Source organism: Lysobacter sp. P5_B12 (genome assembly GCF_056400425.1).
On the sequence record NZ_JBFULG010000003.1, the window covers coordinates 92895 to 117178 of the forward strand.

Annotated in this window: 26 protein-coding genes; 18 read left to right on the plus strand and 8 right to left on the minus strand. The window is 60.6% G+C overall.

The window, feature by feature from the left end; genetic code table 11:
* Positions 1–176: 176 nt before the first annotated feature.
* The 4 genes from AC1DOM_RS06585 (at position 177) to AC1DOM_RS06600 (ending at position 5249) form a co-directional block, all read left to right on the plus strand.
* The gene (locus AC1DOM_RS06585; protein ID WP_498961478.1) at positions 177–1718 is read left to right on the plus strand and encodes an arylsulfatase; all 1542 of its coding nucleotides are present in this window, start codon (positions 177–179) and stop codon (positions 1716–1718) included.
* A 272-nt stretch (positions 1719–1990) separates the two neighbouring features.
* On the plus strand, positions 1991–3523 hold the full coding sequence (locus AC1DOM_RS06590; RefSeq protein WP_498961480.1) for a sensor histidine kinase: 1533 nt from the start codon (positions 1991–1993) through the stop codon (positions 3521–3523).
* Between the two features lie 637 nt (positions 3524–4160).
* Positions 4161–4433 carry a hypothetical protein gene (locus AC1DOM_RS06595; RefSeq protein WP_498961482.1) on the plus strand — a complete coding sequence of 91 codons (273 nt, stop codon included), beginning with the start codon at positions 4161–4163 and terminating at the stop codon, positions 4431–4433.
* A 411-nt stretch (positions 4434–4844) separates the two neighbouring features.
* Complete coding sequence (locus AC1DOM_RS06600; RefSeq protein ID WP_498961484.1) at positions 4845–5249, plus strand: KGG domain-containing protein; 405 nt, start codon at positions 4845–4847, stop codon at positions 5247–5249.
* A 527-nt stretch (positions 5250–5776) separates the two neighbouring features.
* Here the strand turns inward: AC1DOM_RS06600 and AC1DOM_RS06605 are convergent.
* A complete protein-coding gene (locus AC1DOM_RS06605) occupies positions 5777–6277 on the minus strand; it encodes a DUF6714 family protein (RefSeq protein ID WP_498961486.1) in 501 nt (166 codons plus the stop codon).
* 652 nt (positions 6278–6929) lie between these two features.
* On the opposite strand from AC1DOM_RS06605, the gene AC1DOM_RS06610 reads away from it, so the two are divergent.
* The 5 genes from AC1DOM_RS06610 (at position 6930) to AC1DOM_RS06630 (ending at position 9368) form a co-directional block, all read left to right on the plus strand.
* Positions 6930–7430 carry an Hsp20/alpha crystallin family protein gene (locus AC1DOM_RS06610; RefSeq protein ID WP_498961488.1) on the plus strand — a complete coding sequence of 167 codons (501 nt, stop codon included), beginning with the start codon at positions 6930–6932 and terminating at the stop codon, positions 7428–7430.
* A 297-nt stretch (positions 7431–7727) separates the two neighbouring features.
* Positions 7728–7952 (plus strand): hypothetical protein, encoded by a 225-nt coding sequence (locus AC1DOM_RS06615; protein ID WP_156643033.1) that lies wholly within the window; start codon positions 7728–7730, stop codon positions 7950–7952.
* A gap of 19 nt (positions 7953–7971) precedes the next feature.
* Positions 7972–8268 (plus strand): hypothetical protein, encoded by a 297-nt coding sequence (locus tag AC1DOM_RS06620; RefSeq protein WP_498961490.1) that lies wholly within the window; start codon positions 7972–7974, stop codon positions 8266–8268.
* A 204-nt stretch (positions 8269–8472) separates the two neighbouring features.
* Positions 8473–8901 carry a hypothetical protein gene (locus tag AC1DOM_RS06625; RefSeq protein ID WP_498961492.1) on the plus strand — a complete coding sequence of 143 codons (429 nt, stop codon included), beginning with the start codon at positions 8473–8475 and terminating at the stop codon, positions 8899–8901.
* 164 nt (positions 8902–9065) lie between these two features.
* A complete protein-coding gene (locus tag AC1DOM_RS06630) occupies positions 9066–9368 on the plus strand; it encodes an excalibur calcium-binding domain-containing protein (protein ID WP_498961494.1) in 303 nt (100 codons plus the stop codon).
* 613 nt (positions 9369–9981) lie between these two features.
* Here AC1DOM_RS06630 and AC1DOM_RS06635 read toward each other — a convergent pair.
* Positions 9982–10791: a hypothetical protein gene (locus AC1DOM_RS06635; protein WP_498961496.1), complete on the minus strand. Its 810-nt coding sequence runs from the start codon at positions 10789–10791 to the stop codon at positions 9982–9984.
* Positions 10792–11021: 230 nt separating this feature from the next.
* Between AC1DOM_RS06635 and AC1DOM_RS06640 the strand changes: the two genes are divergently transcribed.
* From AC1DOM_RS06640 to AC1DOM_RS06660, 5 genes are all read left to right on the plus strand, one after another.
* Positions 11022–11333 carry a hypothetical protein gene (locus AC1DOM_RS06640; RefSeq protein WP_498961498.1) on the plus strand — a complete coding sequence of 104 codons (312 nt, stop codon included), beginning with the start codon at positions 11022–11024 and terminating at the stop codon, positions 11331–11333.
* A gap of 59 nt (positions 11334–11392) precedes the next feature.
* Positions 11393–11758 (plus strand): SEL1-like repeat protein, encoded by a 366-nt coding sequence (locus AC1DOM_RS06645; RefSeq protein ID WP_498961500.1) that lies wholly within the window; start codon positions 11393–11395, stop codon positions 11756–11758.
* A 655-nt stretch (positions 11759–12413) separates the two neighbouring features.
* Positions 12414–12920: a hypothetical protein gene (locus tag AC1DOM_RS06650; RefSeq protein ID WP_498961502.1), complete on the plus strand. Its 507-nt coding sequence runs from the start codon at positions 12414–12416 to the stop codon at positions 12918–12920.
* Positions 12921–13005: 85 nt separating this feature from the next.
* Positions 13006–13611, plus strand: a complete 606-nt coding sequence (locus tag AC1DOM_RS06655; RefSeq protein WP_498961504.1) for a hypothetical protein — start codon at positions 13006–13008, stop codon at positions 13609–13611.
* 393 nt (positions 13612–14004) lie between these two features.
* Complete coding sequence (locus AC1DOM_RS06660; RefSeq protein WP_498961506.1) at positions 14005–14457, plus strand: DoxX family protein; 453 nt, start codon at positions 14005–14007, stop codon at positions 14455–14457.
* Between the two features lie 687 nt (positions 14458–15144).
* Here the strand turns inward: AC1DOM_RS06660 and AC1DOM_RS06665 are convergent.
* From AC1DOM_RS06665 to AC1DOM_RS06675, 3 genes are all read right to left on the minus strand, one after another.
* Positions 15145–15441, minus strand: coding sequence for a hypothetical protein (locus AC1DOM_RS06665; RefSeq protein ID WP_498961508.1), 297 nt, complete (start codon positions 15439–15441; stop codon positions 15145–15147).
* A 1146-nt stretch (positions 15442–16587) separates the two neighbouring features.
* Positions 16588–16920, minus strand: coding sequence for a DUF3606 domain-containing protein (locus AC1DOM_RS06670; RefSeq protein ID WP_498961937.1), 333 nt, complete (start codon positions 16918–16920; stop codon positions 16588–16590).
* A gap of 2053 nt (positions 16921–18973) precedes the next feature.
* Positions 18974–19378, minus strand: coding sequence for a hypothetical protein (locus tag AC1DOM_RS06675; RefSeq protein ID WP_498961510.1), 405 nt, complete (start codon positions 19376–19378; stop codon positions 18974–18976).
* A gap of 448 nt (positions 19379–19826) precedes the next feature.
* On the opposite strand from AC1DOM_RS06675, the gene AC1DOM_RS06680 reads away from it, so the two are divergent.
* Positions 19827–20054 carry a hypothetical protein gene (locus AC1DOM_RS06680; RefSeq protein WP_498961512.1) on the plus strand — a complete coding sequence of 76 codons (228 nt, stop codon included), beginning with the start codon at positions 19827–19829 and terminating at the stop codon, positions 20052–20054.
* Between the two features lie 629 nt (positions 20055–20683).
* Here the strand turns inward: AC1DOM_RS06680 and AC1DOM_RS06685 are convergent.
* The 3 genes from AC1DOM_RS06685 to AC1DOM_RS06695 all read right to left on the minus strand — a co-directional run bounded on the left by AC1DOM_RS06685 (position 20684) and on the right by AC1DOM_RS06695 (position 22414).
* Positions 20684–21358 (minus strand): type 1 glutamine amidotransferase domain-containing protein, encoded by a 675-nt coding sequence (locus tag AC1DOM_RS06685; protein ID WP_498961514.1) that lies wholly within the window; start codon positions 21356–21358, stop codon positions 20684–20686.
* A gap of 85 nt (positions 21359–21443) precedes the next feature.
* Positions 21444–21734 (minus strand): DUF1330 domain-containing protein, encoded by a 291-nt coding sequence (locus tag AC1DOM_RS06690; RefSeq protein WP_498961516.1) that lies wholly within the window; start codon positions 21732–21734, stop codon positions 21444–21446.
* A complete protein-coding gene (locus AC1DOM_RS06695; RefSeq protein ID WP_498961518.1) occupies positions 21731–22414 on the minus strand; it encodes a DsbA family oxidoreductase in 684 nt (227 codons plus the stop codon). Before AC1DOM_RS06695 ends, AC1DOM_RS06690 begins: the two co-directional genes overlap by 4 nt.
* A 238-nt stretch (positions 22415–22652) precedes the next feature.
* Between AC1DOM_RS06695 and AC1DOM_RS06700 the strand changes: the two genes are divergently transcribed.
* The 3 genes from AC1DOM_RS06700 to AC1DOM_RS06710 are packed head-to-tail and all read left to right on the plus strand — an operon-like array spanning position 22653 to position 24277.
* Positions 22653–23510 carry an STAS domain-containing protein gene (locus tag AC1DOM_RS06700; RefSeq protein ID WP_498961520.1) on the plus strand — a complete coding sequence of 286 codons (858 nt, stop codon included), beginning with the start codon at positions 22653–22655 and terminating at the stop codon, positions 23508–23510.
* A gap of 3 nt (positions 23511–23513) precedes the next feature.
* On the plus strand, positions 23514–23876 hold the full coding sequence (locus AC1DOM_RS06705) for an STAS domain-containing protein (protein WP_498961522.1): 363 nt from the start codon (positions 23514–23516) through the stop codon (positions 23874–23876).
* Positions 23873–24277 (plus strand): anti-sigma regulatory factor, encoded by a 405-nt coding sequence (locus AC1DOM_RS06710; protein WP_498961524.1) that lies wholly within the window; start codon positions 23873–23875, stop codon positions 24275–24277. Before AC1DOM_RS06705 ends, AC1DOM_RS06710 begins: the two co-directional genes overlap by 4 nt.
* Positions 24278–24284: the final 7 nt, after the last annotated feature.

Genomic DNA, 24284 nt, shown 5'->3' on the forward strand with positions numbered 1-24284 from the left:
ACCGCTTACGATCCATAGCGGACATTGGTGGCCGTCACTCCGGGCCTCAGCTCTGCCGAAGTCAGCCGGTAGAACTACTCAGGCTCGATGCGTAGAACTTCCGGTGGTGAGCCCATTCGCGTGGCCCCAGACTGTCCTCTCGCGCGGGCTGTCAACCGCAATAGCGAGAGTCTCCGATGGGCGCCGAACGCAAGCCGAACATCGTCATGATCATGGCCGACGACGTAGGCATCTGGAACATCAGTGCCTACCACCGCGGCATGATGGGCGGCAGCACGCCGAACATCGATCGACTCGCGCGCGAAGGTGCGCTGTTCACGGATTACTACGGTCAACAATCCTGCACGGCGGGCCGCGCGGCATTCATCACCGGGCAAACTCCATTCCGCACGGGGCTGCTGAAAGTCGGTTTGCCAGCCGCTAAGCAAGGCTTGCAGGATTCCGATCCAACAATCGCGGAGATTCTCAAGCCTTTCGGCTACGCGACCGCGCAGATTGGCAAGAATCACTTGGGGGATCGCAATGAGTATCTGCCCACAGTCCACGGTTTTGACGAGTTCTACGGAATCCTCTACCACCTTAATGCGCTGGAAGAACCCTACGATCCGGAGTACCCCAAGGACGAGAAGTTCCGCACGATGTTCGGTCCGCGCAACATCATCAGCAGCGTTGCGACCGACGTTGATGATCCGACGAAAGACGCGCGCTGGGGCCGTGTTGGCAAACAGAAGATCACAGATGAGGGCCCACTCCCGCCGCATCCGGGCATGGATGCTTCGGCCAAGGTCAGCATGGAAGACGTCGATGCGGAGCTGGTGAAGCGTTCCTGCGATTTCATTGAGCGGTCGGTAAAGGCTATACAGCCATTTTTCCTCTGGCACAACTCCACGAGGTGCCACTCCTGGACGCATCTATCCAAACACTGGGACGGGAAGACTGGCTTCGGCTTGTTCGCCGATGCGATGGCAGAATTGGATTGGATCGTGGGCGAGTTGCTCGCCAAGCTGGACGAGCTGGGCATCGCTGACAACACGATCGTCCTGTTTACCAGCGACAACGGTGCGGAGATCTTTAGCTGGCCCGATGGCGGCAACCAACCGTTCCGCGGCGAGAAGGGGACGGTCTACGAAGGCGGGTTCCGCGTGCCCATGCTTGCGAAGTGGCCCGGCGTCATCGAGCCGGGAGTCATCATTAACGACGTGATGTCGGCCGAGGACTGGATGCCGACACTCGTGGCGGCGGCTGGCGAGCCGAATCTGAAAGAGAGACTGCTCAGCGGCTACGAGGCGGACGGGAAGACGTTCAAGAACCACCTCGATGGTTACAACTTCATGCCATTCTTTGAAGGCAAAGTCACCGAAGGTCCGCGCCACGAGTTCTTTTATTTCAGTGACAACGCCGACTTAATGGCCGTGCGTTACAACCAGTGGAAGATCACCTTCAAGACCATCGTCGGCAACCTGTTTAGTGGCAAGGAGGACTCGACGAACGTGCCGCTCGTGACCAACTTGCGTGTCGATCCATGGGAGCGTTATCAGACGGAGTCCACGTCGTACGGCCAATGGTGGGGCGAAAAGCTGTGGGTGATGATGCCTGCCACGACACTCATGGGCCGGTTCCTTTCGACCTTCAAGGACTATCCTCCCAGCCAGGTCTCCGGTTCTCTCGGTGTGGAGAAAGCTTTGCGGGCACTGGAAGAGGGAAGCCGGAAGAACTGATCGCGCATCCCTCCGTTTGCGACATCCGCTTCTGGCCGAAAGCGGACACTCAGCGCGGAGTAGTCCTGATACGCGCGCCCGCTGAGTGGTGAGCGACGTGCAGTTCTCGGCAGCCACCCCAGAGCAACGCGAGCAGGGTCTAGGAGCTTTTGCCACGCCGGCGCTCAAGTACGTCCATCGCTGCCGCGTGCTGATACACACCCTGGCCGGCAGTCCGCGTGCACTCACGTACGGCTGTGCGCGCCTTACCAAGCTGGCGTATCGTGCCGTTGATGAACGCGCGAACGCCCCTCCCGATTGACCGCATCCCACGCCATGAAGTCGCGCCCGTCACAGACGCCGACTTCCGGTGGCTTGTTGAATCGGTGGTCGACTACGCCATCTTCCTGCTCGACACGGAGGGCCGCATTCGTTCCTGGAACGAGGGTGCGCGCCGGCTGAAGGGCTACGACGAAGCGGAAGTCATCGGCCGCAGCTTTGAGTTGTTCTATCCGGACGAACAGCTCGCGTCGGGCTACCCTGCGTACGAACTGGACATGGCCAAGCGCACTGGCCGCTTCGAGGACGAGGGGTGGCGTCTGCGCCGCGACGGCGGCCGCTTCTGGGCCAGCGTGGTCATCACCGCCCTGTACGACGAGCACGGCGCCCACCGCGGCTTCGCCAAAGTCACCCGCGACCTCACCGAGCGGCGTACGCAAGAAGAGTTGCTGCGCCAGTCGGAGGAGATGTTCCGGCTGATGCTGGAAGGCGTGCGTGACTACGCGATTTTCCTGCTCGACCCGGACGGCCGCGTCGTTACTTGGAATCTCGGCGCCCAGCTCACGAAGGGCTACACCGCCGAGGAAATCATCGGCCGCCACTTCTCGATCTTCTACCCGAAGGAGAAGGTCGACATCGACTGGCCAAGGCAGGAGCTGGAAATGGCCCTGCGCGACGGCCAGTACGAAGAGGAGGGTTGGCGCCTGCGGAAGGACGGTAGCCGCTTCTGGGCCAGCGTGTTGATCACCGCCGTCTACGACGCCGAGGGCCGCCACCGCGGATTCGCCAAGGTCACTCGCGACCTGACCGACCGCCGCCGCATCGACGCGCTAGAGGAACAGGAGCGCCGTCTCACCCAGTTCCTCGCGGTGCTCGGCCACGAGCTGCGCAACCCGCTCGCGCCCATCGTCAACGCGGTGTCCATCATGCAGATGGATGAGCCGGTGAAGCCGCGCATCATCGCGGCGCGCGACATCCTCGCCCGGCAGGTGCCGCACCTGAAGCGCCTGGTGGAAGACCTGCTCGACATCGGCCGCATCACCAGCGGAAAGGTGCAACTGAGTTTGCGACCGCTTACGTTGCAGCAGGTGGTTCAAGAGAGCGTTGAAGCGGTGCGGGTTGTCATGGAGGAGCGGCGCCACTGCTTCGAGGTCCAACCCGGTAGTGAGACGATGTGGGTGCTGGGAGACCGCACGCGTTTGGTTCAAGTGCTCACCAACCTCTTGAACAATGCCGCCAAGTTCACGCCCCCCGGCGGCAACGTAACGCTATCCCTTTCGCGTGAGGCCGATTGCGGAGTGCTGCGCGTGCGCGACAACGGCCCAGGCATTCCGCCGCAGCAACTGCCCTGTATCTTCAATCTGTTCGCACAGGCCGACGTAAACGTGTCTGGTCACGTGCATGGCGGCCTGGGCATCGGCCTGAGCTTGGTGCGGCAGATGGTCTTGCTGCACGGCGGTGAAGTGAGCGCACACAGCACCGGCATATCGGGCGAGGGTGCCGAGTTCGTCGTGCGCCTGCCGTTAGCCGAGCCGCCATCAAAATAGGCCGCGCCGCCAACCCCCGTGCTGTTGTTTGATCAAGCACCGGGTCGCCGCGCGGACCACGCCTTACCTCCCGCACTCCGACACACGACGCTTTGGTGCGCTTTGTCAAACGGCGCTCGACGGCCGCGACTTGCAGGGGCCTACGCACGTCGCCGGCCTTGGCCAGGCTGCTGCACGAACGCGGGTTCGCAGCGAATCGCAAGGACTCGCAGAATCGCGTAGTGACGCTGCTAGGCAGCCGCCACACCGGACCGAGGGCGCGTCTAGATCGGATGTCCGCAGTGCCCGACAGCGGACGCTGGTGCGGTCACCTTGGCCGAGCACCTTGTCGCCCACGGTCTACATGAGATCGCATCCCTCGATCGCCTTGGTACGCGCGCCGGTGGGCTCTGGCGTTTGGGGGGAGGGAGGGTGGTGGTTACTGCATTGCGCAACACCAGCCCTAGAGGCCCGGTGACGTGTCGATGGGTCAGGTGCCCTCGGCAAGGCGCAAATGACGGGACCCTTTTCCTCGCAGACCATCTCGTAATCTTCGCCGCCGAATTGGTGCTGCAGTCCAGCGTAGCCGTCTAGAGACACCCAGCGTGGGCAGTTGTAGCCGATGACCCTGCGCCCCATGGGGCGTCAGGCCGCAGCCATGACCGCCGAACTGTTTCGCCTGCCCACGCAAGAAGAAGCGCGCCGCTTCGAACAAGTGCAGGCGAGGATGGGCCGCGAAACCGCCGAAGATACAGAGCAGATGCGACGTGAGCTGTGGGCGCAACCTGCTGCCCCAAGCAAGGACTTGGCCTACGATCCGCGGCCACTTGACGACGACGAGCGTTGTATCGGCGGGCAGAGATCGCTGCCAGCGGCTCGAGAACGGCTTGCAGGAAATCGGAACCTGTCGATGACTCCGGATTTCGCCTAACGGCCATTACGTAGAACTCTGCCACGCGCCCCTCAGAATGACCGCTTCTCGCCCCCGAGCAGGCAGTCCCTGCGTGCCAAAAACGCAAGTTGAACGATTAAGTTTAAGGCCGCGAAGCGGCCTTAAAAACAGGCTATTTTTGGCGCGCTCTCGACATCCGCATGTGGATTCTTCCTGCGCGCGTTGAGTGCGCTCTAAGAGGAGGATCACATGCCAACCAATAGCAACAATTCGAGTGGCAAGGACCAGTCTTCCGGCAGCAGCGGCAAGAGCTCCCCCGGCAAGGGCACCGGCGGGAGTGAACGTTCGTCCGGCTCTCGTTCGACGTCTGGTTCGTCGCGTTTCAGTGGTTCCAATGGCCGGGAAAGCAGCTCGAAGAGCGGCTCCGGCAAGCGTTAAGGAGAACACGAGATGGCACAGAACACCCAGCAAGGCGACCGTGACCAGGGCACCCGCGACCAAAGTACCAGCAACCGCGGCTTCGGGTCGATGGATGACGACAAACAGCGTGCAATTGCGTCCGAAGGCGGCCGCGCCGCACACGCCCAGGGCACTGCGCACGAGTTTACTTCGGAAGAGGCTCGCGAGGCCGGCCGCAAGGGCGGTCAATCGCGTGGCTCCGACGGCTCGGATAGCGATCGCGACATGCAGGCAGGCGACTCCCGGAGCGGTGGTAACCGCAGCCAACAGACGCAAGGCCAAGAACGCGACGAGGATGGTCAGTTCACCAGTAGCGACCGCGGCGGCTCGTCATCGGGACGTAGCTCCGGTTCCGACGATGGTCGCGGCGGCCGCGCTGGTGGTCGTGGCGAGTAACAAAATTACTGAAGGGCTCCGCCGCATTCTGCGGGGCCCTTTTCTTGGAGAAAGGCAATGCTTTTTTTCGTTTGCAAATGCCAAGGTGGATTCGTGCTGACCGAGTCAAGCTTGGGCGAGGTCTCCACCGCCGCGCGTAGGTTCGGTGCGGATCCAAACCCGATAGGGCAGCTTCAATCGACCAGCCTGCCGCCGGCTGCCAGCATAGAGTTGATTGACCTGGTGCAACGTAAGCATTTCGCATTTGTGCCTCATGCGCGGGCGCGCGAGTTGGCACTAGACCTCATCATCGAGGGACCTGTACATCCGCCCCAGCGTCCCGCCTTCGTTCGATCAGTCGAGTTGCGCCAGCGAGCATAGGCTGAACTATGGGTGCCGGTGCCGTTCGCGCAGTTTCTGAACTTCATGGCCTTCGAGCGCCGGAGCGGTCCTGATGGGGCCGAAGGGGCTGCCGACTGCCGCTTTGGGTCGAAAACGGTAATTGCTCGAATGTCCGCTATCGGCCAGAAGCGGACATTCGCCGCTAGTTAGGTGCTGAGATCCCAGAACAAGAGTGCGTGCTTCGCATCTCTTTTTGAATACTCTTCTGCATGGACAGCCATATAGGCGAGGAATGCGGCGGTTGCCTCCCGTTGGAACGCGTTGAGGAGGCTGTACTGGCTGGCCGAGTACACCGGGTCAAGCTTGCTCGGCGTCAGCCCGAAGACAACAGACCCCGGGATCATGTCCTTCAAGTCCTGAGCACGATCCAGCGAGTAGATCATGTAGGCGGGGAGGTAGTAGCGGAACTCCTGGGCCTGCATGTGCGCTAGCAGGCAATCACAGTGCTCAATCTCCAGGGCAGCAATGTCCTGCCACTTTGCATCCGTTCTGGAAATGCTGGCCAAGCGCCACTCTTCTTCGGTGACGGTGCCGGACATTCCCTTTTGATCCGTGAGTACGAACTGGCGGAGTGAAGTCTTTGGCCGCGGCACACCATCAAATGCGGACTCGATAAGCTCGCGGGTTGATTTCCTGACGTCATCCATGAATCACCAGAGCTGATTTAGCCGAGCTTGGGCGCACCATAACAGGGCGAGCACACCGTCGCTGCGCCAACCAAAATGTCCGCTTTGGGTCGAAAGCGGACATTCTCGCGCCGACTCGTCACCCGGTGAGCAGCAGTCACTCCCAGTGACCGCTTTCGACCCAAAGCGGACATTCGGCATGACCGTGGACATTCGGCGTGTCTGTCGACAATTCTCGCCTGGCGCACATCCTTGAGCGCGTCGGGGTTTGCCGGAACAATTCACCCCCCCCATGAGGTGAATGAAAAACGAAAAAACGAAACCCCGCGCAGGGCGGGGTCTCGAGGATCGGCGCGAACGCGATACTTAGTTCGCGCGGCGCTGGCGTCTCCAGCTACGTCAGTCGTGTGGAGCCCCTGTACGAGCCGCAGCCAGTAGATCGCTAGGCGAAATTTTGCCGGACGGAATTTACGCTCGGCAAGCCCTGGCTGCTGACGTGTTCAGCAGATTCCCGAGGCTCATCGCCGCATTGTGCGCTGCAAAAATCTGCCTGAATTTTTCCTGAGAACGCTCATCGCCGATGGCTTGAAACTCGCAGCGGAATTGGTATTTTCCCGCGCGACGGAACCCCCGTCGCCACCAGGATCAACACAGGAAAATTCGGAGACTTGCCATGAACATGGTTCGTCAGACTGATTGGCCCACGGGCCTCAACTTGCACAATGAACTTCGCCGCGTCGTCGACCGCATGTTCGAAGGCGGCAGGTTCGAACAGGACGCTTCCGACGACAGCTCCATCGTCACCAGTCAATGGACACCGCGCGTGGATGTCCTCGAGGAGCCCGAGCGGTTCGTCCTACTCGCCGACTTGCCGGGCATGGAGCCTGCCGACATCGAGGTCTCGATGGACGACGGCATCCTCACCATCAAGGGCGAGCGCAAAAGCGAGACTGCATCTCGCACCAATCGCTTCTCGCGCATCGAGCGCAGCTACGGGGTCTTCCATCGGCGATTCGCCTTGCCAGGTAGCGCCGATGCCCAGGGCATTTCGGCGCAAGGCCGCAACGGGGTGCTGGAAGTGTCCATCCCAAAGCGACCCGAAACGACCCCCCGCCGCATCCAAGTGAACCACCTCGGTGGCCGCGTGCTGGAGGACCAAACCTCCAGGCAGTGAGCGTTTCTCCGGCCGGCTCACGAGGGTGGGCCGGCCGCTATGCCGGGTGGATGCCATGGATACCAGGGAGCTCCTCTCCGATGCCGCCGAGGTCGCATCCTTGCCAAGTTCCTGCAGAAGCTCTGCTGGGGCCTGCGCTGGAACGAAGTGGAGCCGCGAGCCCGCCAGGCGTGGACCGAGCGTTCACCCCTCCGGGAACGTTTGCCCTGGGAACACGTACGCGACTTTGTTCGCGAAACCTGGTTCCTGCACTGAGGGAATGCAACGACCCCATTCTGCATTTGAAACGGTGGCGCCATGTCGTACTTCAACACACTGCCGAACGCGGCGGATCCCCACTTGCTGACGGCAATCATCCGTACGGCCAAGGAGGAGTGCGAGCACGCGACGTGGGAAGAACTGGAACCCGTGCTCGCCGAAGCCTGGGAAGACCTGCGCGGCGCCGACGAGCCCTCGTGGGACCTGGTCGTCGACGAGATCCAGCAGGCATCGCTTGCGACGGCCCGGAACGAGCCGAATTAACCATCGCCCGGAGCGGGACATGGACAACTGGCGCGACGAACTTGCGATTCTCCAGGCACAAGTGGCGGTGCAGCACCTGATTTTGCAAAGCCTGGTGCACAGCCACTCACAACCAGACGCGCTGCTGCAGGAATGGCGCAGGCTTCGCGCGGATCGGGTCGCGCAGGCGTATGCCCTGCCTGCCGATGCACGATCGAGCGACTGGCTTTCGCAACACATGCAGGTGTTCGCGGAAGACTGGACTGCCGAACTGGTGGATGTGATCGCGCGCGGGGCGGACCACGTGGGTGAGGCCACCTCCGCAGACCTGTCCTGAAGGCCGTGGAGGGAGGGGGCGCCGCTGGCGATTGGGCCCGCTGTGTCTTGTGCGGAACCAGCCTGTCGGCACCCAAGTATGGTGCGTTCCGTTGGCTCTTCCGTACTGATCGGCGCTGAAAGCTTCGGCGCCACAACGCCGAGCGAATGTCCGCTTCTGGCCGATAGCGGACGCTTAACAGATTGATGGTAAGGGGCGTTTTCCATGCTTATTCGCATTTTGCTGGCTACAGTCGTTGGTGTAGCGGGATTTACGGCCATTTCCCTCATCGGTTTCGCGGCCGCATGTCGGTGGTCCTCAGTCTCCGCTTGTGACGGACCGGCCTTTGAGCTGGTCACTGTTTCATCGATCGCCGAAGGCGGCATGCTGGTCCTTGTGGTCGGCCTCGGCGCAATCTTTTTACTGCGCAAACGCAGTTGGTACCGAGCCTGGCAGGTAGTGYCTGTCTACTTGGGATTGGCCACCCTGATGCCCTACGTACGTGCGTGGCACTTACCGCTGCATSGTCCCGCTTCGTTGTTCGATCTCGTGTATCCCATCGCTGGCCTTTCCATGGGGATTGCCATTTTCAGCATCGAGCGAAAGCGGTCCAACAATGCATTCAAGCCGAAGCCTCTTCGCGGGTCGGCTTGATGCTTGCGTTGCGAGTGTCCGCTTCTGGCCGATAGCGAACTTCCAGGAGGGCGGTTTTTCCGGGGGTGACAGTCAGTCATTAGGTCTTCGTGTCGTGCAGACTTGAGTTCGTCGCGGACGCAGGCGTCTGCTTGCTTCCGCCGTACCGAGGGGAGTCGGAACTAGTGAAGAAAATCCTGATCCTTGTCATCGTCGTTGGTATCGCCTGGTTCGGATATGGCAAGTACAAGTCCGCGACCGCGAGCAGCTTCGTCGAGCAACAGGTTCCTGCAGGCGTTGCATCTACATCAGCCCCACGAATTGGCGAGGGCGAAGTCGCCATCTCCTCGTTCAAGTGCGACGGGCGCACAATGTGCTCACAGATGACTTCTTGCGATGAAGCGACGTACTTCGTCCAGCACTGTCCAAACACGAAGATGGACGGTAACGACGACGGTGTGCCCTGCGAGCGACAGTGGTGCAACTGACCCATAGCGGACATTCGCCCCTCGCTTCAGACTGACGCAATGCGTAAGTCGTGCTGCCCGGATTCCGCGTGCGTAAGCTCAGCGCGGTTGACTCCTATTGGCGAGCGGATGGGTCGCACTACTCGGTTCAGACATACGGAGGTCGAGATGCTTGAGCGGACTCTAATTGGTCTTTTGGTATTCGCTCTGGTTGGGCCCGCAGTCGGTGGGCTCGTGATCGGGCTTGAAGCGTTTGCAACTAAGCCTGGGTGGAACTCGGCCGCGCTTCTCGCTCTGTTTCCTGTAGCAGGCTATTTCTGATCCCAGCGGCAGCGACGGGAGCTATTGCGGGGGCGCTGCATCCCTCGCGCACCCAAGAGACAGGCCAGTTCATAGCAATTTGCGTTCTGGGCGCAGTGCTCTCCGCGGTCACTGCCTACGTCTGGGGCGAAGGGAACGAGAGAATGTTCGCGTTGTGTGGGCTCGCTGCTTCGTTGGTTTGCGAACCCGTGCGGAGGCGGTTCCATGCCAAGCATTTCGCCACGGTCACATAAGCTGGTTCTGGTACATCGGGGACGTCCGCTTCTGGCCGAAAGCGGACATCCCTGCGGCAACAATGCCGGACCGGGGGTCTTCAGCGCGCCCGCCGTCGCTCCAGCGCACGCCGCACTGGCGGCACGATCTCGAGCATCGACACCACCGGCGACTTAATCGGCAAGAGCCAGTTGCGATAAATCGCTGACCGGGTCCGGCTCCAGCGCGGCAACCGATGACCGAGTCCCTCCTCGATAGTGTAGAGACACGGGTGGCAGCACCCGCAGGGTTGGCCATTGCGCAGGGGGTTATGGCAGAACCAGGTCATCGCCATGAGTGACTCCCAACCTTGCGCTTGCGCTTGGCTCGCCATCTGCAGTTTTGTCGTTTCGAAAAGCGGGAACGCGAAATGGCGGAAGAACACCTGCAGGTCCGCAGCGTTCTCCGCTTGCGAGACACGAGCTGCGTCGAGCCGCCACGTGCGGCCACCGGCTTCCTCACGTTCGACGACGAAAGGTTCGAGCACGGCATGCGCCTTGTCATCGCGGTGGATGCACAGTTCGATCTCGGCGATGCCCTGCTGCGTGCAGAACCGGGCCAGCCATTCGTATTGGCGGCCGAGGAAGGTATTGCKCAGCATGCGTTCGTAGGCGTCGGTGATGGTCGCGTCGGGCGAGAGGTCGGCCACGTCACAGAAGAACGTCGGTTGCAGCAATTCGCGTGTGTGCGGATGGTGGTCGGCGAGCGCATCGCGGATGCGCGCCATGGTGTCGACCTCGATCGGCGTGGAGGGCCGCTTTCCGCGCAGGAGGTAATACGGCGTAACCGACCTGCGATGCACGAGCAGCAGGCACAACAACCGGAAGGTAGAGTCCCAGCCCCCAGTCCACAGCAGGCGTGTCGTCGTCATGACGCCAGCGTGCCCAAAGGGGCGTGGACATGGCGTTCAGTGGTTGCCGGGCAGCGTTGACGGACCGGCCCGGAGAGCCTTCGCGAATGCCCGCTTCTGGTCGCAAGCGGACATTCGCCAGGGCGAAGGCCGTCTCGGGCTCCGGGATGACCGCTTTCGACCCAAAGCGGACATTCGGCCTGCCTGTGCTCATCCGCTATGCTCGCCTCGCGTAATAGGACGGAGGAAGCGTGGAAATCATCGCGACGCGCTCGTTGAAATACAGCACGAAGGGTGAGCCTGGGCGGCGGCATGACCTCACGGTATGCATCTACGCGCCGTTCCCCGTTGTGAAAGGCAGCGTGGCGTTTGAAGTTGACGAGCAAGTCGCCGGATGCCGCTGGGAACTGATGGGGCTTCCGGAAAAAATCGGGGATGTCGCTTACGGAGCGGATTCGCTCCAGGCATTGCAGCTCGCCACGGACGTGGACGCAGTAATGCGTAAGCTAAGCGCGAAGTACGACCTCTGGTTCCTTGACGGGGAACCGTACTTCGAGGATTGAAGTGTCCGCTCCTGGCCGATAGCTGACATGCGCAGCAATTCCACGCCCCCGGATTCACCATGACGCTATCAGTGGACGAAGTCGAAACGCTCATCGCCAGAAGCATTTCGGGCGATGCCGACGCAAGCCTTCAGCTTGCTACCCACTTCCATGTATGGGGCGACTTGGCGCGCGCCGAAGAGTTCTATGTCGTTTCATTCGGACAGGGGTCTAGCTACGCTTTGTCGGGCCTTGCTGATGTCCACCTCGAACAAGGCAACTTCCCCGCAGGCATTGACTGGCTAAAGCTCGCCTGCGGGGCTGGCCACAGCCTCGCTTGTGTGCGTCTGTCTCTGGCCTACGCTTTCGGCGACTACGGAGTCTCGCCAGATCAGGAAACGGCTACGTATTTCCTGGAGCGAACGAAGAACGCGCCAAAACCTTGAGGGCTGCTCAGGCGCTGCCGAATGTCCGCTTCTGGCCGAAAGCGGACATTCGGTCTGTAGGCTACTGATGCGCTCGGGAGCACCAAGGTTTCGTTCAATGATGCTCGGCTAATGACTTTTGAAAGAAGCCAGGGTGGGGGCGGGCGTTCCATTTACGCGTGCTCCCTTTTTTCGCGATCTTGGCTTTAACGAGTTGCGCGTCGGTCTACGGATTCACCTGGAATTATGAGCCTTCGTCGATTGCTGACCGAATGCGGATGCATGGCTGTGCGATAACGGTCCCTTTAACCTCGAACCAAGTTATCGAAGGCTCCAGGCTGATGGGCAACCTCTCTCCAGAAACGCATGGCGGGTGGATAACCATGAGCGCCGAATTTCGGGAAGGAGATCAATTGCGGTATGTAAATTGCTCCGGAGTCAAGGAAACGACGGGCACAGATTTTTATCCCTTGATTCGAAATGACGTGGTGACTCTTAAGTTTGCCCCGATACTCTACTAAAACTTGGCGCGCCACCGTCGATGCGGCGAGTGAATGTCCGCTTCTGGCCTAAATCAGACATTCGACCATGATCGCTTTCGACCCAAAGCGGACATGCGGTCGCGCCGAACTATGTGGTCCGGTAGTCTGCGCGGATCGAACGGGGAACTGATTGCGTGAGCAATGACAGGCGCACCAAACGCAACACCCGCGTCGCAGTTTTTGGTGCGGCGATTAGCTTGGCGGTTGGCCTAGCGATCCTGGCGACCTTCATCGCCCTGACCTACACGCGCTCGAAGTACATCGATGTCACCCATGCGCCCGAATACGGCGGCATCGTGGGCAAGGAGTACGCGCTCGCGATTCCGATGCCTGCCTGTGGCATCACCATGGACCAGAACTACAAGCCACCCGCCGACGAAGTCGAAATCCTTGCGCCACCCGGCTTCGGCGGCCCCGAGGTGCTTTGGTGCGAAGACCTGCCCGAAGGGACCGCATTTCGTGTAATCGGCATCAAACGCTGCACCAATTGTCTGGGCGGCGGCAAAGATAGGGTCATGGTCGACATCACGCCGGCACGTGGATATCGCGGGTTGCCGGCGTCGTTGTGGGCAGGCGACGTGATGTCGAAGGACGCAGCGGGTCGACTCCGCCTGAATCTCCAGTACTACACACCTCGCTGACCCTGCTGGCGCTCAATGTCCGCTTTTGGCCGAAAGCGGACATCGGCGACGCCTTCGGTCCGCGCGGGTGACGGCTAGTCAAGTAGTGACCGCTTTCGACCATTGCGGACATACGACATCGGACGAATACGCGACTTGGTTTCGCCTGTTTCATTTCCGTCTATTCTTAAGAGTGGTGGCGCAGTCCGCCGCCGCTCTGGATGAACAGGATGGTGCGTTGATGAAGACCAAATTGATGGCTTGCTTTCTGATTTGCGCATGCGCCTGCGCGAGGGAATCCACCTCTGTTCGACATGGTTCGGGCATCGTTCAATTGTGTGCACCGACCCCTCCGGCTCAACCTCTAGATCGAGGCAGTGCAGCGCGTTTAAGTTGTCGCCAGTCCGTCGTCGTCAACGTGACTATCGTTGAGTCAGGTATTGCCGAAGGTGTTAGGACCAGGGACCAAGCAGGAAGATTGTCGGACGCGCCCACGTATCACGTCGTGATGCAAGTCGATTCCGAAAGCCGTGAAACCGTCAGGCAGTTTTTCGAAGCGACAATGGGCCAGCCGATAGAACTTAATGCTGGCGGAGTCTTGGTCGCGAATATGATGAATTTCGATCCAGATCCGTCAAAGCTGGAACTTCAGCGCGACTCAGAGCGCGAGATCTCTGATGCGATCAGATTGATTACGGGTTCGAATCGGTAGGGTGATTGGGAGAGGCCATCGCAAAGCTGTCCAGCCAGCATCAGACGGCTTGGATTGGGCTCCTGACTACAGCAGCTAGGCCTCGGTACTCGCCACTCTCAAGGCAATCCTTCGAGCCAGGCACTCAATCAACGGAATCGGTGCTTGAGTATTGGGAATGTCCGCTTATGGCCGATAGCGGACATCACGCCTGAGCGACCGCTTCCGACCCATTGCGGTCACTTGCCGCGCGCACTTCCGGCGAGGTCGTCCTGCCGACTTGTTGGCCGGGCCTGGCGCCAATAAGATCTTTCGAATTGAGCGCTTGCATCCCACCTGGAGGCGTGTGGCGCGAGATCAACCTGACCCTCGTGCGTCCATTAGGTGCGTGGGTCGCTACGTGAAGGGGAACCCATGAAGCCGAAGATCCGGATTATTCGTGACGGCCACCTCGCCGTTGATCTCGTCAAGCTTGTCGTCTGCGCAATCATCTTCACGCACGGCATTCACCGCTACGTCTACGGCGAAGTTGGGCCGCTCGGCGACGCGCTCGCTCATTTTGGTTTCCCGTTCCCACATGCTCAGGCACAACTCGTCAACCTTGCTGAGACTGGGGGCGTTCTTCTGATTGCATTGGGTGTTTTCGTCCGCGCAATGTGCGCAGTGCTCGTCCTGATTTTTGCAACAGGCATCGCACTGATTCACTGGCAGCTCGGATTCTTCATCCTTGGCCCAGGTGAGGGCGGCTGGGAGTTCAGTGCCCTGCTCATAGCCTGCTTTACGGCCGTCGCCCTGGACTATTGGCCACGTCGCAAGCGGCCTAACAATGCATTTGAGCCGAAGCCGGTTCGCGATTCGGTTAACTGAGGCGTGCGCGAGTGACCGCTCCTGGCCGAAAGCGGACAACAGAAACCGGCTGGCTATTCTCTCCGTAAAACTGCTGGACCCAGACACAGAGTTTTTTCGGACGAATCGCTATCGCCTTTCAAGCACCCTGTCGGCTCTGTGCGATCGAAAAGGGTCTGTGATGCAATCGGTCTTCCCGGACGAGCTGACGGCAGCAGTGATGGAAGATGCTGACTCTGTACGTGTTACGGATGGTTTCTGACTGTGGTTGTGTGGCGAATTCCCACACAACGCCGTCGACCGACGTTGGGCGGATGTCCTGCGATCACGACATCTATATTTTCGTCCGCGACTAGAATGAGCGGTCTGTCGAGTACGTTGTCGGTCGCGTCCGTCGTCTGGGGTTTAACCGGGGAATCCGCCCCATTCGGAGGTGGATTAGCAATGTGCCCGTCGACTAGGCGCGCGGAAGCGAGTGCGGAAGGTGAGCGGGCGCACCTTCGAGGATTGCGGCTTCTCCCAAGGTTCCCGCCTTAGAGGGTCCGATTTCTTGTCCGGCCGGAAACTGAAAGGTCAGAAATAGACCCACCCGTGCACACGGGACGCAATGACGTCCCTAAGAGTTCGTTAATAGTTCTTTGTTTGCGACGCACGAGCTAGCCTCGCCGGCACGGTTTACGTTCCTTGGCGCGCTGGACACAAACGCTCTCATGGAGTCGTCACGGAGCGGCTACCGCGCCGCTTGCGGCTTGGCGGGACTGACTCGGTGAGCGTTCGATCCTGAGCTTGTGACCAGGAATGATGGAATTTCTCTTTGGAAATCAAAGCAAACTCCCATCTGCCAATTTCCTTTTCGATAGTCAAACGAACCGCTTGATCGAAGGAATCGGCTCTGACATCACCAAGCAGCTCTACGGATTGATTTTCGTACCAGGGAGCGGACGCCGCATGCGGTGCCAACAAGTAGGATTCATCCTGACACCGAAATGCGACAAGCAAGTTCACGTCCAGCTACCTGCGAAGAGCGGGTCGCAATCAATACACCCGCAACGCACGGCGCAGTAATGAGGGCTTGACTGAGCTGCATTTGAAAATGGTGTCGTCTCGCTGCGTTCACGCGTACTTTCCCCGCGTGGATGAGGCAAAAACGCTTCGACCAAACCGCCTCGTCTTGGCTCGGGAACATTCCCTCGAACCGCATGTAAATTGAGCAACGACGGACGCACAGGGTTTCGACGCACGCCGTTCGAGGCACTCACTTGAAGTTGGACTGTTTCCATTTCAATCACCCAATGACAGCCCGACACTGAGGACATGCCGCATTAATGTCCCTTCACAGAGCTGGACTGGCGGTCCATGAGGGTCAGCTGTCGGCGCAAATCCCAATTGGGCCTCCCGTCCTAGGCGATTCCCGCACCACCTGATCGGGTGTTATGGGGAACTGGGCAAATGGCATGATTGAAACGCCGCCTAACGTCCGTTCTGGCCGAAAGCGCAGAGCTATTGCGAACTCGTGAGCGGCTTAGGCAAATGTTTGGAGGATCACTATCTGGCATCGGGCCGAATCGTGTGATTGGCGACAGCCTGTGTGTTTTGGGGACGCCAGCCCCGCGCGGATCTCCCTAGGTCCGTTCGCGCTGATCCTACGAAACCCCGCCATTGGCGGAGGTTCGGCTTTAACCAATCGCTGGCGATGGCGATAGGGGTCACTACGGGGCTTTGTGGCACCCTCCACAGACCCGCTGCTGCGGCATTCAGGCGTACGCACACCCGCGATATGCGTGCGCGCGGCAGATGTGCGAAGACGCCGCGCGCCTTCCTGGGAGGTTGGGCTAACGCAGACGCCATGCTGCAAGGCACCTGCCGCCAAGAGTCAGGCGGCCTGACATGGAATTAAGCGAGGCACAGCCTTTTGGCGGGAGCTTCACGTTGTCGGCGAGATAGTATGGCCGGCGTAACGCAAATTGCCCCCGGTTTAACGGGGGCTTTTTGTGCCGCTGGTACAAGTCGAGAACAGGGGGCGCCGTGTCTTTTCCCGAAGCGACCGTTTCTCGGTGATCAAATTGGCGGAACAAGAATCCGGTACGGCGGCGCGAGATCGGAGCATCACCTCAGACACCACTGTCAGATTGCACCAGAGACTCCAGTTTTTCACGTTCGATGAGGAGATCTCTGGCGAGGTTGATTCAATCCTTGCAAATGCTCCCGGACGGCAAATGCAGATGGGCCGACGTTGCGAACAGCTTTGCGCAACTGAGATTCGGTGCAAACCAGTTCGTCGCACCACCATCTCAATTCCTGGTCGTTGCTAACATCAACGCAGTAGATGTCTTGCGGAACGTCGTTCATGTGCGCATGCGGCTTCTTGTTGATTCCACAAGGCCAACGTGATGACCAGTTCCATAAGGTCACACACGTGCACTGTGATCTGGGCGATGCGGTATCCGCTTCACCAACTGTCAGCTCTTGGCCGATTGCAGGCATCGTCACGGGGTGACCGGTTTCGACCCATAGCGGTCATTGCATGTGCCGTTCGCCATGATCCCCTGGGTCCGGTTATACGTTGGCTTGTTAGCCGGCCCCAGGCTCCGTAATCTGATGTCAGATCAAGGCAGGATGGCGCCTAACAGCTTATTCCAGCCGAACCAACTTCGTGGGTAGGCTAAATTCTGGTGTTAGGCGGCACAGGCATGCGCTCTCGAAACTCGAAAATCCCAACCTCGGTGCTCGTGATAGCGATACTCAGCTCACGCTCATTGCGGGTTGTGCCCATCAACTTGGCCCCGAGATGGAGTCGACGCGACGCGAACTGGGACTAGCCAACTGCTCTGTCACCGAACCAATGAGGCGCTATCAGACGCTGGACTACGCAGATCTGATCGGCAACCCCAATCTCGCGGATTCTCCAGAATGGGCCGAGGCTATGTCCATGATGCAGCCTGGCGACGACCTGCGCTTTGTTGAATGCAAAAGTGGCGCCAACTACTTCGGTCTATTCCGCGGTAAGTCCGTACTACTAAAATTCGGTGGCATGCTGTATTAGCGTGATTGTGCAATTCGTCCAAGCCGACGCCGCTTCGCGGCGCGGCTTTACTGGCGCGGCTTTACTCAGGTGTCAGCGAATGACCGCTTCCGACCCAAAGCGGACACACGGCAGGCTAGTAGCTCACGCCCGCGAACTTCGCTTGCATGACGCGCGCTTCCTCCTCGGTGAGGCCCGGAGCGCCGAGCAGGATGTCGACCCTGCCAATCACGCCATAGCGCCCGGCGGTGCGTTCGGTTTGCCCACTGGATAAAGTGTGGAGTGGCCACCTGCTCGGGTGGCGGGTGATGGAAACTCGCCCGAACGTGTACAGCGGCATGCCGAACCGGCTCTCTTCATCACGCCAAACGCTCAGCTACGGCCCATAGTGGGCAAGCCGCGCAGCTTGCGCCGGTTCTCAGTAGCTCGCCTGACCGCTTCGCCAACTGAGGTCGCAGTGCGGTCTTGGCAAGCACAATGAAATTCAAGAGCAACATCGTGCGCATAGTGAGCAATGAGCTCCATATGCTCATCGAGCCGTCTCCGAAGCCGAACCGGATCGTTACTCGCAGCGCCTGGCCTCAACTTTCGCGTTTTCCGCTGCTACGCCGCCGCACTACCGATGGCTTGCCGTGGAACCCTGGCGGCCCTCGTGACGATTGGAAGAGATGAGGGGATAGCCATGACAATTCTCAAATCGTCCGCCGCGCTCGACTTGGGCCTCGACAAGTACGTCATGAGTTTGAGGCGCGCATTTCCTACCGAACCGTGGTTGGCGGTAAAACACTATGCAGAACGAGCATGGTTCGCGGCTGATTTTGCCGAGGTCCCGTGGAGGCAAGTCGAATCGCGCCTAAAAACGATGTGGGACAAGACTGACGTTGGAGCACCGCATGGTCATGGCAGTCGCGACTCCGATCTGCGCCCCAAGAAGAACCATCGCTTCGTCAGCGTGTCCGGAGTACATCAACCTGGTTCAGTTGCGGAGCATGCACTGTGCGATGCCGCCGCCGTGGACCAATACGAAGAATGGTCCGTCGGGCGCCTTGCCGTACAAGATGACATTAGGGCGAGGCACCACGCATTACCGACAAACGGTAGAGACGGGGCCATCCGTAGCCTTCGGGGCCGGGGCCATGAGGCAACCTGGCTGCGATGAGCGCCTCCCCGACGCTGAACTCCGGACGGCGGACAAGATGCACGTTTATCGGAGCGGGGACGGTGTTTACCTACTCGTTCCTTGCGTCCCCGGCGACCATCCCAGCCCTGCGTATGAGAATGATGCCGTGTATCTCGGGGGCATTTCCTGCTCCGGTCTTGGAGCATCGATTTGTGCGGAAATTGAACGGCAACTTGAGGCGCATGGCGTAGCCCGCCTTTCGCGCCAGCAGTTCTTTGGCGAAGGCATTATTAGCAGTGACAGCCGCGACAATCTCAGGCACAACCGGAAGCGCGTAGCGAACGCGGCAACGAACGTCCGCTTTTGGCCGAAAGCGGTCAATCGCTGAACTGCGATCACGGATCACTGGAGGGTGTGTCGTGCATATCGGATTCCATAAGCCATGCGACCGCCGCTACGCGATCGTCGAATTGGCGAAAGGAAAACCCCGCAGACATGGACTCGTTCTTCGTTCGCGCACCTACGTCGCTCGGGTCGTTCACAAGTGCAACGCGCGCCCCTGCTGCGAATCGAAGCGTCGCGATCCGCGCCCCGAATGCAGCGACTGCACCGGGTTCACGTTGCGTCTCTGCGGGCCGTGCCGACGTGTAGTTAATCAACAATCGGCGCAGTCCACCAGGCGGTGTCGCGTGGTCAATTTCCAGCAGGGTGCCGAGACGATATTCGTAGCTGATCTCTCCGGCATACCGCACCTCGAGAATGCCAGTGTCCCCCAACCATCTGACGGTGCGGCTTCTCATTGATAGGCATGTAGCACGGCGATGGGCTCATTTTATGAGAGATTCCAATGCCCGAGATGTGCGTTGGCGCAAAGCCTAATTGGGGCGCCCGTCCTTAGGCGATTCCCGCACACCTGATCGGCTCTTATGGGCAACTGGCAATGATTGAAGCGCCCCCAACGTCCGTTCTGGCCGAAAGCGCACAGGTATTGCGAACTCGTGAGCGGCTTAGGCAAAATGTTAGGAGGATCACCACTGGCATCGGGCCGCTCGTGCAATTGGCGACAGCCTGGTGTTACCGGGGACGCCAGCCCCGCGCGGATCTCCCCAGTTCCCGTTCGCGCTGATCCACGAGGCCCCGCCGTGGCGGGGCTTCGGCTTTGAGATTCATGAAACATGCTGGAAGGCGGCGCGGCTTAGCCGCGCGATGAGAAGGCTGCCTTGACGTTCCGCCGCATACGATCCGGCCATGGAACTAGGCAACGACCCCGAAAGCTTTGTCATCGAACGCCTTCTCAAAGAGGCGGTCGAAGTTGGCTTGTTCGCGCACACGATCAGACAGCTATGGGCGGGTGAGACTTGGCCGGTGGTGGAGGTGCCTGCCGAAAGAGCATGGGCACAGCTGACCGTGCGGCGTGGCGGTGGCCCCGTCTGGCTCAACATTCGCGCGTTGCTCCGGGAACTTTGGACCGAATAGACGTCATCGCAGTAGTTTCGCGGGCCGCGAGACACATGCGGTTGGCACGCGATACGTGACTCACAGCGGAAATCTGTACCAGAACTACACGCGTCTGGGCGCCAAGACCCGCGCGCCGTTCACGCTGACCGGCTAGTCGACCAAAATTGAACGCGACATCCTGCGGCGTTCGAATTACACGCTGACCATCGGCACCAACATGTACCAGTAACGCGGGCCCAGCAGAGACGTGGTTGTGTCGAAGCGGCGCCTACGGCGCCGCTTTTCCTTGCACGCAACTATTTGGGTAAGCCTGCTTGCGAACAGCTAGAAAGTGAGGCGACTGAAAGACTCGGGCCGTTAGAGGTGCGAATGTCCGCTTCTGCCCTATAGCGGTCACTCGCACTAGGCATACTAGGAGCGCAGTTTTCCAATCCCTTCGGCACGCGGTCCCCCCATCTGTATCTAACTCTAGAAGCCGAGGGGTAGATTGCGGGTAGGAATTGCACGCTCGCGCATAAAATGTATTCAAATCAAACGAGTGGCACACAGGATAGAGTCCTCTCCCGGCACCAGATTCCAGGAAAACCCCGCCGGAACGCGGGGTTTTTTGTTGCCTGCGCTACGCCGTCCAGGCCTGGAGCCGCGATTCAATGCAACACGTTCAACAGCGCCTTCGCGGTCGCCTCTGACGAGGCCGGGTTTTGGCCGGTGATGAGCCGGCCATCCACGATGGCCAGGCTGCCCCAGTCCGCGACCTTCTCGTACTTGCCGCCGAGCCGTTTGAGCTCGTCTTCGAGCAGGAAAGGCACCACTTTCGTGAGATGCACGGCTTCTTCTTCGCTATTGGTGAAGCCCGTGACGCGTTTGCCCTTCACGATGGACTGCCCGTCGATCTGCACGTGCCGCAACACCGCAGGCGCATGGCAAACCGCCGCGACCGGCTTGCCGGTGGTGTAGAAATTCTCGATGAGCCTGATGGACGTGGCGTCCTCGGCGAGGTCCCACATCGGGCCGTGGCCGCCGGGGTAGAACACGGCGTCGTAGTCGGCCGCCGAAACGCCATCCAGGCGCTGCGTGTTGGCAAGCACGGTCTGCGCCTGCGCATCGGCCTTGAAACGATTCTGCGAGTCGGTCTGGTTGGCCGGATCGTCGCTCTTCGGATCGATCGGGGGTTGCCCACCTTTCGGCGAAGCGACGGTAACGTCCACGCCCGCGTCCTTGAAGACGTAATAAGGCGATGCGAATTCCTCCAGCCAGAATCCGGTCTTGTCGCCGGTATTGCCAAGCTGGTCGTGCGATGTCAGGACCATGAGGACTTTCACCGAGCGTCTCCCGTAAAAACGACGGAGCGATCATCGACATCCACGGGTTACCGCCCGGTGCAGGAATCGTGTGGTCTGCAACCCATCAATCGAGGCCGCCGATGATGCGAGCGTCGCGGACCGCTGCTCCTTCCAGATGCCGCACCGTCGCCAGGTACTCCGGACTGTTGTACGCGGCTTCGGCAATGTCGACGCTCGAGAATTCGACGATCGCCACGCGTTCCCGCAGGCCGGCTTCGTGCACGTGCTCGGGCACGCCTGCGGCGAGCACCCTGCCGCCGAATGCGCGAATCACCGGCTGCGCAGCCTCCGCATAGCGGTCCACGCCCGATTGGTCGTCGATCGAGCGGAACGTCATCACCCAATAGCCTTTCATCCCATCGCTCCTACTTGTCCTGCGAAAGCCTGTGCCTCGGCCGCGCGGGCCAGCCGATCGACGTAGCCCTGGACGCTCTGCGACCCGCTGAACAACGGACGTCCGTCGACGAGGTAAGTCGGCACGCCGCTCAAACCCTTGGCGAGGATTGCGTCGACGTCTGCACGGACTGCATCGCGTCGCGACAAGGCACGTCCGACGGCGCCTTCCATCATGCCGCTCTGCACGGCGATGCGTTCCAGTTCCGCGATGTCGCCGATGTCGCGACCCTGCTCGAAGTACGCGCCGAACACGGCGTCGACGACGCGCGCCTGCAGCGCTGCGCCGCCTTCTTCGCGCGCGATGGCCACCAGGGCGTGTGCCGCGATGGAGTTCGAGGTGCGCGACTGCGTCGCGTAATCGATGTTCGCGCCGACGGCGCGACCGGCCTCCACCGCGCGCGCGTCCATGGCGAGCGACGCCTCCCAGCCGAAGCGGCGGGTGCGGAAGGCCTTGCGTTCCATGCCTTCCTCGGGCAAGTCGGGATTGAGCAGGTACGGCAACCACTCGACGTCGACATCGACACCCTGCGCTGCCAGGCGCGGCAGCGCTTGCTCGAGACTACGATTGCCGATGAAGCACCACGGGCAGACGAGGTCGACGACGACCTGCAGCTTCAGCGTTTTGTTGGAAGGTTTCATGACAAACTCGATTCCGGGAGCAATGCCGTTGCCGGCGATGACGCCAATCTAGGCGTGCGCAGGTCCGTTGCGAATCCACGTCGTTCGGAAGGCTGTCTTGCGCCAGGCGATGGAATCGTCGACGTTCGCGCGTGCCTGAGAGCCCGTGAAGAAGGGGTGAAAAACCCTTTAAAAATAATAACTTCCATTACGCAGGCGAGCCCCCCATAGTGCCGGACTACTTAGGGGGAACAACAAGATGGCCGTCCTGCAGCAACGCACGATCGAATCGATCCGAAAGAACGAAGCGGGCATCCTGTCTCGTTGGACCCAGAGCCTGACCGAGAGCGGCGCCCAGCGCGATACGCGCATCAGCAGCGACGAAGTCGCCCGCCAGGCCCGGGAATTCCTGAACCACCTCGTGGACGCCTCGGCGAAGGGCGACGCCGCCGACCTGCGCGGCAGCGAGTGGAGCGACACCCGCGGCTTCCTCGAAAATCTTTCCCGCGCGCGCGCGTTGCAAGGCTTCGAGGCCGCGCAGACCGCCAACTTCATCTTCTCGCTGAAGCAGGCGATGTTCGAGCAGATGCGCACCGAGTACCTCGACTCTCCGCAGATGATGGCCGACCAGACCTGGCAGGTGAGCGAGCTCATCGACCGCCTGGGCATGCTGACGATCACCGCGTTCCAGAAATCGCGCGAAGACATCATCGCGCGCCAGCAGGAAGAACTGCTGGAGCTCTCCACGCCCGTCGTGAAGCTGTGGGACGGCGTGCTGGCGCTGCCGATGATCGGCACGCTCGATTCGCAGCGCACGCAGGTGGTGATGGAGTCGCTGCTGCAACGCATCGTCGACACCGGGTCGGAGATCGCGATCATCGACATCACCGGCGTGCCGACCGTCGACACGCTGGTCGCCCAGCACCTGCTCAAGACCGTCACCGCGATCCGCCTGATGGGCGCCGACGCGATCATCTCGGGCGTGCGTCCGCAGATCGCGCAGACCATCGTCCATCTCGGGCTGGACCTGCAGGGCATCGTCACCAAGGCCAATCTCGCCGATGCACTCGCCCTGGCGATGCAACGCCTGAACCTCAAGGTGACGAAGGCGAACTGACGCATGGACCGTATCCCCATCCTGCGCATGGGCCAGTACCTGCTGGTCACCATCCAGGTCGACATGCACGATCAACTCGCGCTGACCCTGCAGGACGACCTCGCCGAGCGGATCCGCACGACGGGCGCGCGCGGCGTGCTCATCGACATCTCCGCGCTGGAGATCGTCGACTCCTTCATCGGCCGCATGATCGGCACGATCTCCGGCCTGTCGCGCATCATGGATGCGCAGACGGTGCTGGTCGGCATGCAGCCGGCCGTGGCCATCACCCTGGTGGAACTCGGACTCACCTTGCCGGGCGTTGCGACCGCGTTGAACGTCGAACGCGGCATGGCGCTGTTGCGCCAACGCGCGGTCACGCAGTGAACGCCAGCGCCAGCGGATCGCAACCGATCCTTGTCGAACAGGATGTCGTCGTCGCGCGCCAGATGGTGCGCAAACTGGCGATCCACATCGGCCTGCGCCTGGTCGACCAGACCAAGCTGATCACCGCCGCGAGCGAATTGGCGCGCAACACCGTCATCTACGGTGGCGGTGGCGCGATGGACTGGTCGATCGTGTTCAACGGCACGCACAAGGGCCTGCGCCTGATGTTCCATGACGAAGGTCCGGGCATTCCCGACCTCAAGCTCGCCATGACCGATGGTTGGACCTCGGGCAACGGGCTGGGCCTGGGGCTCACCGGTTCCAAGCGCCTTGTCGACGAATTCGAGATCCAGACCGCCGCCGGCAACGGGACGCGCGTGACGATCACGAAGTGGACCTGACAGCGCG